This window comes from Paenibacillus sp. NRS-1782 (assembly GCF_050467685.1).
GTDB lineage: Bacteria > Bacillota > Bacilli > Paenibacillales > Paenibacillaceae > Paenibacillus > Paenibacillus terrae_A.
Genome location: NZ_JBITPH010000031.1, coordinates 22,329 through 34,678, shown reverse-complemented (window position 1 = coordinate 34,678; position 12,350 = coordinate 22,329). Strand labels below are relative to the sequence as shown.

10 protein-coding genes and 2 pseudogenes are annotated in these 12,350 nt (G+C 50.2%); 4 read left to right on the top strand and 8 right to left on the bottom strand.

Features of this window, described 5'->3' with window-relative positions; translation table 11 throughout:
- Positions 1 to 4 precede the first annotated feature (4 nt).
- A pseudogene (locus tag ACIFQM_RS12745) lies at positions 5 to 768 on the bottom strand (IS5 family transposase).
- Between the two features lie 49 nt (positions 769 to 817).
- Here ACIFQM_RS12745 and ACIFQM_RS12740 point away from each other — a divergent pair.
- Positions 818 to 1,543: pseudogene (locus ACIFQM_RS12740) on the top strand (L-threonine dehydrogenase); the annotation flags it as partial.
- A 135-nt stretch (positions 1,544 to 1,678) separates the two neighbouring features.
- On the opposite strand, the gene mutY reads toward ACIFQM_RS12740, so the two are convergent.
- Both mutY and acpS read right to left on the bottom strand, forming a co-directional pair.
- The gene (gene mutY / locus ACIFQM_RS12735; RefSeq protein WP_430065669.1) at positions 1,679 to 2,920 is read right to left on the bottom strand and encodes an A/G-specific adenine glycosylase; all 1,242 of its coding nucleotides are present in this window, start codon (positions 2,918 to 2,920) and stop codon (positions 1,679 to 1,681) included.
- Between the two features lie 4 nt (positions 2,921 to 2,924).
- Positions 2,925 to 3,329: a holo-ACP synthase gene (gene acpS / locus ACIFQM_RS12730; protein ID WP_430038292.1), complete on the bottom strand. Its 405-nt coding sequence runs from the start codon at positions 3,327 to 3,329 to the stop codon at positions 2,925 to 2,927.
- A 177-nt stretch (positions 3,330 to 3,506) separates the two neighbouring features.
- Here acpS and ACIFQM_RS12725 point away from each other — a divergent pair, with 177 nt between their 5' ends.
- A complete protein-coding gene (locus ACIFQM_RS12725; RefSeq protein ID WP_430038293.1) occupies positions 3,507 to 4,334 on the top strand; it encodes an alpha/beta hydrolase family protein in 828 nt (275 codons plus the stop codon).
- An 85-nt stretch (positions 4,335 to 4,419) separates the two neighbouring features.
- Here the strand turns inward: ACIFQM_RS12725 and nadE are convergent, their stop codons facing one another.
- From nadE to ACIFQM_RS12710, 3 genes are all read right to left on the bottom strand, one after another.
- Positions 4,420 to 5,229 (bottom strand): ammonia-dependent NAD(+) synthetase, encoded by an 810-nt coding sequence (nadE, locus tag ACIFQM_RS12720; RefSeq protein WP_430038295.1) that lies wholly within the window; start codon positions 5,227 to 5,229, stop codon positions 4,420 to 4,422.
- Positions 5,230 to 5,329: 100 nt separating this feature from the next.
- Positions 5,330 to 5,764 (bottom strand): BrxA/BrxB family bacilliredoxin, encoded by a 435-nt coding sequence (locus ACIFQM_RS12715; protein WP_430038297.1) that lies wholly within the window; start codon positions 5,762 to 5,764, stop codon positions 5,330 to 5,332.
- Positions 5,765 to 5,906: 142 nt separating this feature from the next.
- Positions 5,907 to 7,646, bottom strand: a complete 1,740-nt coding sequence (locus ACIFQM_RS12710) for a two-component system sensor histidine kinase NtrB (RefSeq protein WP_430048400.1) — start codon at positions 7,644 to 7,646, stop codon at positions 5,907 to 5,909.
- 293 nt (positions 7,647 to 7,939) lie between these two features.
- On the opposite strand from ACIFQM_RS12710, the gene ACIFQM_RS12705 reads away from it, so the two are divergent.
- The gene (locus tag ACIFQM_RS12705) at positions 7,940 to 9,205 is read left to right on the top strand and encodes an NAD(P)/FAD-dependent oxidoreductase (RefSeq protein WP_430038301.1); all 1,266 of its coding nucleotides are present in this window, start codon (positions 7,940 to 7,942) and stop codon (positions 9,203 to 9,205) included.
- Between the two features lie 184 nt (positions 9,206 to 9,389).
- Here ACIFQM_RS12705 and ACIFQM_RS12700 read toward each other — a convergent pair whose 3' ends face one another.
- On the bottom strand, positions 9,390 to 9,824 hold the full coding sequence (locus ACIFQM_RS12700) for a hypothetical protein (RefSeq protein ID WP_430038303.1): 435 nt from the start codon (positions 9,822 to 9,824) through the stop codon (positions 9,390 to 9,392).
- Positions 9,825 to 10,102: 278 nt separating this feature from the next.
- On the opposite strand from ACIFQM_RS12700, the gene ACIFQM_RS12695 reads away from it, so the two are divergent.
- Positions 10,103 to 10,567, top strand: coding sequence for a MarR family winged helix-turn-helix transcriptional regulator (locus ACIFQM_RS12695; RefSeq protein WP_014279758.1), 465 nt, complete (start codon positions 10,103 to 10,105; stop codon positions 10,565 to 10,567).
- Positions 10,568 to 10,739: 172 nt separating this feature from the next.
- Here the strand turns inward: ACIFQM_RS12695 and ACIFQM_RS12690 are convergent, their stop codons facing one another.
- Complete coding sequence (locus tag ACIFQM_RS12690; RefSeq protein ID WP_430065667.1) at positions 10,740 to 12,254, bottom strand: MDR family MFS transporter; 1,515 nt, start codon at positions 12,252 to 12,254, stop codon at positions 10,740 to 10,742.
- Positions 12,255 to 12,350 lie beyond the last annotated feature (96 nt).

Here is a 12,350-nt window from a genome sequence, read left to right as displayed (position 1 = left end):
AAACTTAAGCAAGCCACACTAAAATGGATGCCAAGGTCAAAAACGCCCTGAACGTACACGCTAATTTATCATAGCGAGTCGCCAGACGACGGTAGTTTTTTACTTTATTAAAGAAACATTCTACTAAGTGACGTTCTTTGTAGATGTCCCGATCATATTTCGGGGGCACTCGGCGGTTTTTCTTTCCCGGAATCACGGGGATGGCCCGCTGTTCTTCCAAAAAAGCCCGGATTGCATTCGTATCGTAAGCTCGGTCGGCCAAGACTTGCTTCATGGTCAGTTTCATGGATTTAAGCATTTCGTATCCATGGACGGAATCATGCGCCTCGCCTCCGGTCAATTCAAAGCGAAGTGGGTTGCCTAACGCATCCACCACAGCATGAATTTTGGTGCTTAATCCGCCACGGGAACGTCCGATCGCTTGCTTGCTTTGCCCCCTTTTGCGCCTGATCCATGCTGGTGAACTCGCACAATCGTGGCATCAATCATTACGCTTTCCTCATCGGAATCCAGCGAAACGTGTTTTAACACTTCATCCCAAATCCCCGCTTTCTGCCAGCGTCGAAAGCGGGTGTAGACAGATTTCCAATTGGGAAAGAAATCGGGCAAATCACGCCAAGGGGCGCCTGAACGGGCCACCCATAGCATGGCATTCAACATGATTCGATTGTCCACTGCAGGACGTCCTCCTTGTGGTTTTCGTTTAGGTGGAAAAAGATCTTGAATCTGCCGCCATTGTTGATCTTGAATTTCATATCGTGTACTCATTTAATGGTTTTAACCAATATATTCCTACTTAAACACTTTGAAGACACGCCCTAGTGAAATGACTATGTTTTGTATTATTACGGATGAAGAGCGTCATATCAAAATGGCGATTGTTGACAAGCACACGACACCACTCATTGCCGTCAATGATCCTGATCTGATGATGGCTATGCCCAAGTCCTTAACTGCCGCAACAGGGATGGATGCGCTCACTCACTCTATTGAAGCTTATGTTTCCACCAATGCCACACCGATCACGGATGCCTGCGCGCTTAAAGCCATTGAGCTGATTCGGGATCATCTGGTCAAAGCCGTCGATGACGGAAACGATGTGGAAGCCCGTAGCCAAATGGCCTACGCCGAGTTCCTCGCAAAGATGGCGTTCAATAACGCCGGATTGGGCTTTGTTCACGCCATGGCGCATCAACTGGGTGGCTTTTATAATCTGCCGCACGGGGTCTGTAACGCCATTTTACTGCCGCATGTAGAGCGCTACAACGCCAAGGCTTCCGCCGAACGACTCACCGACATTGCCCGTACACTTGGCGAAAAAACGGACGGTGTTACACCAGAACAAGGTGCAAGCCTCGCCTTGCGCGCCATTGAAAGGCTGGCTAAACGGGTCAACATCCCTTCCGGGCTGGCAGAACTCGGCGTCAAGCGTGAAGACTTCGCTGTTCTCGCTGCCAACGCACTCAAGGATGCCTGCGGTGTAACCAATCCGATTCAGCCTACACAGCAGGAAGTGATCGACATTTTTGAACAGGCGATGTAGATAAATCCTTCGCTGCGCACTCGGCTACACCATGGATAGACACTGCCTATATGTATCGTTATTTAAATGAGATGTTGGACTGAACGAAAAAAGAACAAAAAAAGCTGTCAGGACTTCTCCCGACAGCTTGGGGACCTACACCAAGGTCCCTTTTTGCTTCGCAAAATATTCGGTGATCAGATCAAGGAACACCTTGGGAAACGCCAAGGTGGCCATATCCGCCTCGCTGATCCAGCGATACCCCGCTGGCAGCGCATTGCGCGTGTGCTCCTCCTGCTCCGCCAGTGCAATCAGCGCACCCGGCTTCGCACCGTCGGTGCTGTAGCCTGCCCGTTGCTCGGCAGCCAGCGACTGTCCGCCCGCCTCTCCGGCAGGGCTGGCGACCTCTTCACACTGGAACACACGCAGGTTCCAGTGAATGTGACTGAACGTGTGCTCCGCCTCACGTACGAACCGCACCGGACGGGCGAGCACGCCCTCCGCCAGCAAATGAGCCGCCAGGTGATCCATAGCTGGCTCATCCGGCACCGGGCCGTTGTAGCCCTCCGGCCCGACAAGCTCGTGCGGCAGCTCCCACATGCGGGCCAACAGGCCCTTGGCCGGGCGCTGACGCACGAGCAGGCGGCCTGCATTCGCGCCGCTGCCCTCGATGAGGGCGACAGAACGCGGCTCCAGTCGCGGCGGCTTCGCCTTCGTCTTGACCGGCAGCGTCTCCTCGCGGCCTGCCAATCGGCCCGAGCAATGCTCCATGACCGGGCAGGTCAGGCACTGGGGCGACTTCGGCGTGCAGACCAGCGCCCCCAGCTCCATTAGTGCCTGATTGAAGTCGGAGGCTCTCCCTTCGGGGATCAGCTCCCGCACCAGACCCTCCATATGCGCTCGCGTGCTGCCCTTCATGATATCCTCTTCAATCAGAAAATAGCGCGACAGCACCCGCATCACATTACCGTCCACAGCAGGCTCCGGCCGATTGAAGGCGATGCTCATAATCGCTCCCGTCGTATACGGACCTACGCCTTTCAGAGCGGCGACAGCTTGCGTATCATCCGGCACCTCTCCGCCGTGAAGCTCAACCACTTGTTTCGCCGCCGTTTGCAAATTCCGGGCTCGGGAATAATATCCCAGCCCTTCCCACAGCTTAAGCACATCCTCCTCAGGTGCCTCCGCCAGCGCCTCAATCGTCGGAAAGCGTGCAATAAAGCGGTTAAAATACGGAATCACCGTATCTACACGCGTCTGCTGAAGCATAATTTCCGAGATCCAGATATAAAAAGGATTCCTATGGCGGCGCCACGGCAAATCCCGCTTGCTTCGTGTATACCAATTCAGCAGCTCGAAGCTGAAATAACGTTTTTGTTCCAATGTATGGTTAGTCATCACATCACGTCTCCTTATATTCAACAATCACAAAAGCAGAGGCAATGTTGGGTTGATGTGTAATACTCAGGTGAATGCTGTAATCCGAGCCGCCCGCACCCGGCAGCCCCAGTCTGTCCCACGCAGGGGCAGACAAATAAACCGCTGGCTTGCCCCCAGGCTCCGGTAAAATATCCATATCGCCGAACCCGATGATCTGCCCGATTCCGCAACCAAAGGCTTTCGTTATCGCTTCCTTCGCGGCAAAGCGCCCTGCTACAAACTCCGCCAGCCTGCCCCTTCGCTCCACCGCAAGGTCGCGTTCAGCCGGGGTCAACACCCGATTTAAAAAAGCGTCTGCATGCTTGCCTGCCAATATGTCAGCCATCCGGCTTATTTCCAGCACATCATGTCCGATTCCGTAGATCATTTGGGTATTCCCCGTCCTTTTATACTTTACTGCCCCTATTGTAACAGCGTGTCCACATCATGGCGAGTCACAAAGCCGTCAAAGCGACACCAAAATATGTTAAAATAAGAGAGGCACTTTGCGAATGTTGATTTAGCTTATATGCCCATTTAAATTCCCTTAGAAAGGAAGGATAGAATGTCAGTATCACTCGTTATTGAAGCAGGTACGGAAGCAGGAGCAGATGCGGTCATCCGAGCTTCCTGGTTTCCCGCCAAAAATACAGCCAAAAGCTTGCTGGTCATCGCTCATGGCTATAAGGGCTTCAAGGATTGGGGCATGTTCCCCTATATAGCAGAAGCCTTGAGCACAGACAACCATGTCGTAACCTTCAACTTTTCACATAACGGCATAGGTGAGGATCTAACGAATTTTACCGAGCTGGAAAAATTCGCACGGAACACCTACAGCCGGGAACAAGAGGATTTGGACGTATTGCTGACAAATCTGAGAGCACGCCACGAGTTCAGAGAACTGCCGTTGTTTCTGTTAGGACACAGCCGAGGTGCGGGAAGCTGCTTCATCTATGCACTGGATCATCCGGACGAGATTTCAGGCGTCATTTCATGGAATGGCATGACTGACCTGGACCTGTTCACCTTGCCGCAAAAAGAAGAAATGCGCACCAAGGGGCGCAGCTACGTACCAAACGCCAGAACCGGGCAGCAGCTTCCGCTGGATCTTGTTATTTTGGAAGATATGGAACAGAATCGCCAACGCTTTGCCATCGTGGACAGGCTTAAAGACAGCCAACTGCCTGCCGTACTCATTCAAGGTACCGATGATTCCAAACGCCTGCGTGAAGGCTCTGCCCTGCTTACCTCAGTTCGTCCTGATATTGAGTGGGTACAAATTCAAGGGGGCAATCATACCTTCAATACCGTTCATCCGTTTCAGGGAAGCAGCCTTCCGCTGGATCAGGCGATTACCGAAACCCGCCGCTTTATTGAATGGATTACCAATTAAGGCTATACCCTGCCGTTAATACAAACGGCGATCCGCCGGGCGGATCGCCGCATTATTATTTTACAATTCCATAGTTGTTCGCTGCTTAAATGCCTGGAATGCTTGTCCGCTTATGCGCTGTGCGTGTGAAGAAGCTTTCCAGCTTTTCACGTGCCGCCGGGTCAATTTCCTTGCCTTCCAGATAGTCGCTGTTCGCTTCGTAAGAGATGCCCAGTTCTTTTTCATCCGTCTGGCCTTCCCACAATCCCGCTGTAGGGGCTTTGTCCAGAATGGCCTGCGGAACTCCCAGGTAGCTCGCCAGCAAACGCACCTGACGTTTGTTCAGCGTGCTGAGCGGCGTAATATCAACAGCACCATCGCCCCACTTGGTATAGAAGCCTGTGATGGCTTCCGAGGCATGATCCGTACCCACAACGAGCAGATTCAGTTCATTCGCAAGCGCGTACTGAACCACCATACGTGTTCTCGCCTTCACATTCCCTCTCACTTGTGGAGTAATGGAACGCTCAAGACCGATATCCTTCAACGAATGCTCTACTTCCACGGCAACCCTGTCCACCGCTTCCTGAATGTTCGTTTCCCCGGCATATTTCAGGTCGAACGCTTTGGCTACCGCGTAGCTGTGCTCAATATCTTCCTGCTTGCCATAGGGCTGGAATACGCCAAGCGTTTTGTACTCTTCGCCTTGCTCCTGCGTCAGCTCGTCCGTAGCCTGTTTGCACAAGGCAGCGGCTACGGCACTGTCGATCCCGCCGCTGATGGCGATCAGCAGACCCTTGCTTCCGGTTTTCGTGACATACGTCTTGAGGAAATCCACACGCTTGCGGACCTCAGCCTCTACGTTAATGGTAGGTTGTACTCCCAATTCAGCAATAATCTGTTCCTGCAAACTCATCAGATAAGCACCTCTTTTTTAGGAATTTCTTCACAGGCCAACATACAAAAGCCCCGGCAAGTTTCGCAAGCGAAAAATGCGGGGCCTAGCTTGAGCTGTTTTACCGGCAAAAACGGTCAAATGCACTGGTCAAATCAGCAGCGATTTGATCTGCCGAACGATCCTCCACCTGATGACGCTCGATGAAGTGAACCAGTTCGCCGTCCTTCAACAGCGCGATCGAAGGAGAAGATGGCGGATATGGTGCGAAAAATTCGCGTGCCTTCGCCGTTGCTTCCTTATCCTGACCAGCAAAAACCGTGTATAGGTGATCCGGTGTAATATCATGCTTCAGCGCTTCGGCTACACCCGGACGGCATTGACCTGCGGCACAACCGCACACCGAGTTCACAACAACCAGCACTGTGCCTTTGGCATCAGGCAGCTTGGCCTCCACATCTTCCAGAGTACGCAGCTCCTGAATTCCGAGACTCGTCAGTTCTTCGCGCATCGGCTGAACAGAATCTCTCATATATTGATCAAAAGACATCGACATATTCGTTCACTCCTTTTCGAAAAATCATGTATATTACGTTGCTTCATTTCAGCCTCTGCCGTGTGTAAGACATGGACGTCTAATCTTTATTATACAATCTTTTTCGCGCAATTTGCAAAAATCCAGATATATATTGGTACAATTATTTCTGTATGGAATTCATGGAAGGTGATTCAGAATGATCCCTGTGAGTTGGAATGGTTCTGCGCAATCGAACTTTAAACTGCGTTCCCATTCCCTCCACCGAATCTACAGCAATCGTACCGTGATGACGCTCTACAATACTTTGGCATAATGCCAGGCCCAGACCTGTACCTTTCGTTTTGGTCGTATAAAAAGGCTGGAACAGCTTTTCAAGCTGATTTTGCGGAATACCGGGACCCGTGTCCTTCACTTCCAGCTCCACAAAATCGCCCTCTTCATGCGTTGAAATTGTCAGCACACCTTTATCCCCCATAGCCTCCATCGCATTACGCGACAGATTGAGCAGCAATTGCTTCATTTCCTTGGAGTTCAAATGCAGCATTGCGACATGATCCTCCAGCTTCAGCTCGATCGTCTGTCCTCTCAGATTGGCATCTGCCCACAGCAGAGGAGTGAGTTCACGGATAATATCATGCAGATGGCATTGTTCCTTCTCGACAATTCGGTTCTGGGCAAGTGACAGAAAATCGTTAATAATTCCATTCGCCCGGTCCAGCTCCTCCATCACAATACGATAATAGTGACCGAGGGAATCGGGACTCTTTTCGCGCATGAGCTGTAAAAATCCTCGCACAACCGCCATCGGATTGCGTATTTCATGAGTAATGCCCGCCGCCATCTGTCCGACCAGACTAAGCCTCTCGAAATTGCTAAATTCGCTGCGCAGTGTCTCCAGCTCTGTAATGTCCTGCAAGGCGATAATGACACCCGTCGTTTTGCTTACATGTTTATCACGAATGGGCAGGAAGCTTGAGAAAAACACTTTGGGAGGCACATTTATAAAATCAGCACCCGCCTCTCCTTCAAGGGCCCTCGCAACCCGTTCATTGACCACTGGTGCAGTGCTTAAACCAAACAGCGATGTCAAAGGACGCCCCACCACCTCAGGGAGTGTAATAAACGGATCGACGTCCCGATAGAGTTCCAGCATCGTTTTGTTCATATGTATAACCCGTTCTTCGCTGTCCAGAGTGACTAGAGCTAACGGCATCAGATCCATAACTTGACGCAGCTTATCGGCTTCAATTAGATATTTGCTCGTAAACTCGGTCACATCCCGCCGCAACGCCAGCTTCTCGAAGGCATTTCTCATCAGACTGACGACCAAGAAGCTTGCCAGCACACCTGCTGCAATGTTCCAAAGCGTCGTAAGAAGATCAGGAACAAATACCCAAACATCCTGTTTGCCCCACAGTAGCGAGAATAACGCCTTAAACAGCAAATCAGCCGCAACATAGGCAGAAATAAGAAGTTTTTTGTCCAATAATGTTCCTCTTTGAAAGAACTTGACGTGCAGCAGCATAAAAGGAAAAAGAATAAAACCCGTACCCACATACATTGGTGACATTGCCGTAGACTGGGCTATAATTAGAACACTAACCAGCGCAGAAGCGGCAAGAATACACGCGGTGCGCCGTCTGCCGTACATGATGCCAACAGCGAGGGGGATCATCCCCAGATTGGAAGGTAGGCCATAAGGAGACTGATATTGAAAGAGCGAACACAGCAATATGGCTGGCAAGCAGCACCAAAAAAGGATCCTTTGATTAGATGCGAAAAGCAGATTGCCACCCCAAACCTTTTTCTTATCCCCATAATCCGTTAATATAGAGAAAAAACCCGCCGACATCACGGCAAGGAGAACTTGAAGCACACTTTCCTTCAACGCAATTAACAAGGACTTCTCCCCCTCATCATCTTTCCTTGACGCCGTTAGTTGAATTAAAGCACAGGCTACAATATATTACAATATATGTGTTAAAATCCCGGTATAGAACGACAAATTCTGCGAAATATAGATTCATAGAAGATGACGTCTTTACGTGAATACCCAAGCTTTTGATAGGGTATATCTTTATACAGAAATACAGCGATAATGTGTATCTAAGGTAACGGTATTACGATATGGTGAAAATCCTGTTACCCTATTTTGAGATTTCGAAAAATTTTTCAACAAAAAGGAAGAGGTTCATGACATACGACGTTATTGTGATTGGAGGCGGCTCTGCCGGATTAATGGCCGCTGCGGCAGCCAGCGGTGAGGGCGCCAAGGTGCTTTTGCTCGAAAAAGGAAATAAACTCGGACGAAAGCTGGGTATTTCCGGTGGAGGGCGCTGCAACGTCACGAATGCAAAAGAGCTGGACGAGCTGATCCGGCACATCCCCGGCAATGGACGTTTTCTGCACAGTGCGCTGGCGGCTTTTGGCAATCGGGATATCATCGCCTTTTTTGAACAACTGGGCATAGCCTTAAAGGAAGAAGACAACGGACGTATGTTTCCGGTGACGGATAAGGCCAAAACGGTTGTCGATGCTTTGGTCAACAAGGTTCGTTCTCAAGGAGTAGACATTCGGACGGGTAGCCCCGTACAGGAGGTTCTATACAAAGAAGGCCGCACTGCGGGGGTAAGACTGCGTTCCGGGGAAACCCTTCGCAGCCGTAACGTTATTGTAGCGGTTGGCGGCAAGTCCGTCCCGCATACAGGCTCGGAAGGTGATGGCTACGCATGGGCAGAGCAAGCAGGACATACGATCACCGAGCTGTATCCCACGGAGGTTCCATTAACGTCAGGTGAGACGTTTATTCAGACGAAGGAGCTGCAAGGTCTATCCTTGCGCGACATTAGCCTGACCGTGTGGAATGCGAAGCAAAAGAAGCTAATTACCCACGAGGGGGACATGATTTTTACACACTTTGGCCTGTCGGGTCCCTCCGCCTTGCGATGCAGTCAGTTTGTCGTAAAAGGGATGAAAAAGGACAAAACCAGCACGGTGCTGCTGACTCTGGATTTGCAGCCTCACAAGCATGCTGATGAAGTCTACCGCGAAACACTGGAGCTGGCGGCAGCCGATGCCAAAAAAGCGATTAAAAACGTGCTTAAGCCTTATTTGCCGGAGCGCCTGATTCCGCTGCTGCTCCAGCAAACCGAGCTGCGTGAGGATTTGACGTATGATCATATTCCGAAGCAGCAATGGCAGGAGCTAGCCCAGCGAATCAAGGCATTTCCGATCCGCGTGAACGGTACGCTCTCTCTGAAGGAGGCATTCGTTACCGGAGGCGGTGTGAACTTGAAGGAAATCAATCCGAAAACGATGGAGTCCAAGCTGATGCCGGGATTGTTTTTTTGCGGCGAGATTTTGGATATTCACGGATACACGGGCGGCTATAATATTACGGCGGCGTTTACGACGGGGCATACGGCGGGAACACAGGCGTCTTTAAACGAAATGCTGTAGGAGTGGGCTTGCTTTTGGAGTGTGGAGACGCAACGCTTAGGCTTTGATCTTACGATCACTGTTGCCACGGGATTCTTTTTTATATAAAACATTTAAGGGTAAGAATCCCGTGGCAAAGACGAGCGCTAAAGTAGACAGGGAATTAAAGAGACTTAAGTCGGTGATTACGCTCATTCATGTGAAGTCAGATATGGATGCTGCCAGAGAAGCCGTCAACATCGTCTTCGGGTTGATGATCGGAGCTGACATTATGCTCCTTGGTCTTGTTGCTGTTCGTTGGGGAGGAACTGTTCTTATACGCTTCGCTCCAATCCTCGTTGATGATGTGAGCGGGAATGATCCAATCCTCCGAACGATAGCCCGGATTTGGCACCCACACACTTCCTTGCAAGCCAGGAATGGCTTCCGAATCGGAAGTATGGTTCCCAGCCTCAATTATGTTACCCTCATAGGCTTGGCAAATCTCCAGTGCAGATAGTACATCCTGGTTCTCAATATGAACACTCAGACCTGTGTCACCGTTTGTGCTGGCAGTGTACCCGATTTCTTTTAATGTTTCACAGGCTCGGGCAGCCTGCTGCGGATCACGAAATTGAAAACGAAAAGAACCCGTCTCCATGTGCCTCATCTCCTTTGTTGTATCTTATTTTGGATCCAAAATATATATTATTTTTTAATATAACCATCTGGGACGGTATTTTTACATTCAAAACCTTTATTTTTCAAAAATTTACTTTAAAGCTTTGAAATTAAATAGTTAAAAAAACAGCTACTGTGACAAATCGCATGTTCTCATTACGTAAATCCCTTTATGCTAGTAGCAAGGGTATGGTTGCCCGGTCATCCAAGCCGAGCGGTCAAAGGATGCCCAAATCCATACATAAAGGCGGAATGAAGATGATAGATTACCGGACACTGGTGACACAGCAATCCATGCATTTGTATAGCGTGTTTGGCAAGTCATTCAAGAGTGTAAATGAGCATGCGGTTGCTGGCATCAAAACGGTGGGCTTCAACCCAACGGCCTTCGCCGTAATGGAGGTTTTGTATCACAAGGGAGCGCAGCCGATCCAGCAAATTGGAGCAAAGCTGTTACTGCAAAGCGGAAATGTCACCTATGTTATCGACAAGCTGGAAAGCCGCGGTTATTTGCACCGTCACCCGTGCGACCAGGATCGCCGGATTATATATGCGGAATTGACGGACGAAGGACAACGCGTCATGGACGAAATTTACCCTGACTATACACGTCAGATTGAACGTGCTTTTAGCGGAATCAGCGAAACCGAAAGAGATCAGCTTATCGGTTTGCTCAAAAAGCTGGGCCGTAGCGCTGACAACCTGTCACCCTATCACAAATAGTTTTACCAAACCATTAGTTTTTAGGCGTTTAGCTCATATCATTCCAACTTTAATAGAAAGTCCGCCCCTTTTGTATTTGGGGCGGACTTTTCAGCTTGCAGCCCTGGACATGATTTCCTGTCCCAAGCTACCGCTATTTCCGTATATATTCTGTATGTTCATACCTCTCTTCCTATGCAGTTCCTCCCTGTGCCGCCTTTGCGGGCTTGTTTGCTTCTTCTTCCGTACCCGGTGGACGGTTCCGAAGTCCGAGAACGACAAACCAACTAATGACTGCAATAACGACCATGATGATGAACAGGGAATGCAGACTGTTTTCCAGCACAGAACGGAGTAAGCCAGCAGTCTTGTCACTCAAGCTTTGTGAGGCATGAGGTGCAAGCAGGCCGTTAATATCCTCCTGCGTAACCCCCTGCTGTGTAAGCTGTCCATCTGCTGTCTGGGCAGCAATGCGGTAATTCAGCCATGATCCGAAGGCTGCCACACCAATCGTTTGTCCCAGTGTGCGCAGGAACGTATTCAATGCTGTAGATGCACCACGCAACTGGAACCCAACCGAAGACTGGGCAATAATCGTGAACACGGTCATGGAGAAGCCAAAGCCCAATCCATACAGTAATGTGGACAGGAACAGCAGCCAGATCGGCGCCGTTTGGCCCATCAAGGTCATCACGAAGGCACCCAATACAATCAGGGTCAGTCCCACTAATGAGGTTCGACGCGAACCTAAAGTCAGCAAAATGCGTCCCCCGATCATGGAACCAAACAGCCAGCCTACTGACATTGGAGCCAGTGCCAAACCGGATGAAGCGGCATCTCCGCCGTGTACGCCTTGAATCCAAAGCGGCAGGTAGCTGGTCAGGCCGATCAGCAGAGAACTGACCAGCAGTGCTGCGGCACAGGAAAAAGCGATATCCCGTATCCGAAACAGCTTTAGCGGAACCATCGGTTCCTGGGCGCGTTTTTCGATAACCAAAAACAGAATCAGAAATAAAATAGCTACGGCGGCCAAGGTCAGCAATTCAGGAGAAGCCCAGCCGATATACTGTCCGCCCAGCGCCAATACGAGCAGCAGGGCTGTCATTCCGATGGTAAAGGTAACGGCTCCCGGCACGTCGATACGTGCGGTTCGCTTGGCTACCTGCTCACGCAGGTAACGAGCGATGAAGAGCATAGCCAGTAGTCCAAAAGGGACATTAAAACCGAAAATCCATTCCCAGCCAAAATAAGTAACCACGTAACCGCCCAGCAAAGGCCCGATCAGGGAAGAAATCCCCCATACCGAGCTGATCATTCCCTGAACTTTGCCGCGTTCCTCCATTTTGTATATATCTCCGATAATGGTAAAGGTAACGGGAATCACGCCGCCCGCTCCAATCCCTTGAATAGCCCGGTACAAAATAAGCTGCTCCATACTACCAGCCAGCATACAAAGCAAAGAGCCGAGTACAAACAATGAACAGCCGATCAGAAAAATCGGTTTGCGGCCAAATAAATCGCTAAGCTTGCCGAAAATAGGTGTGGTTACAGCCATCGTCAGCAAATAGGCCGTAAAAATCCAGCTGAGCAAATTCACACTGCCCAGTTCACTAACAATAGTCGGTCCGGCAGGACCGATGACGGTTCCCTCAATCGCGGCCAGAAAGGTGGCCAGCAAAACACCGGTCAGCACGAGCCCGCGCTTCATGGGTTTATCTTTTCCCAAGCAAATCACAAATCCTTTCCTGGTATAAGCTGTGTTGCACCTGTACAATTCGATTGCACAGGATTGGTATTACCCGCA

Bases quoted from the DNA above. Each gene is read 5' to 3' on its own strand.
- ACIFQM_RS12695 (WP_014279758.1), top strand. From the start codon at position 10,103: ATGATAGATTACCGGACACTGGTGACACAGCAATCCATGCATTTGTAT.
- acpS (WP_430038292.1), bottom strand. From the start codon at position 3,329: ATGATCTACGGAATCGGACATGATGTGCTGGAAATAAGCCGGATGGCT.
- ACIFQM_RS12705 (WP_430038301.1), top strand. From the start codon at position 7,940: ATGACATACGACGTTATTGTGATTGGAGGCGGCTCTGCCGGATTAATG.
- nadE (WP_430038295.1), bottom strand. From the start codon at position 5,229: ATGAGTTTGCAGGAACAGATTATTGCTGAATTGGGAGTACAACCTACC.
- ACIFQM_RS12725 (WP_430038293.1), top strand. From the start codon at position 3,507: ATGTCAGTATCACTCGTTATTGAAGCAGGTACGGAAGCAGGAGCAGAT.
- ACIFQM_RS12700 (WP_430038303.1), bottom strand. From the start codon at position 9,824: ATGGAGACGGGTTCTTTTCGTTTTCAATTTCGTGATCCGCAGCAGGCT.
- ACIFQM_RS12715 (WP_430038297.1), bottom strand. From the start codon at position 5,764: ATGTCGATGTCTTTTGATCAATATATGAGAGATTCTGTTCAGCCGATG.
- ACIFQM_RS12690 (WP_430065667.1), bottom strand. From the start codon at position 12,254: ATGAAGCGCGGGCTCGTGCTGACCGGTGTTTTGCTGGCCACCTTTCTG.
- mutY (WP_430065669.1), bottom strand. From the start codon at position 2,920: ATGACTAACCATACATTGGAACAAAAACGTTATTTCAGCTTCGAGCTG.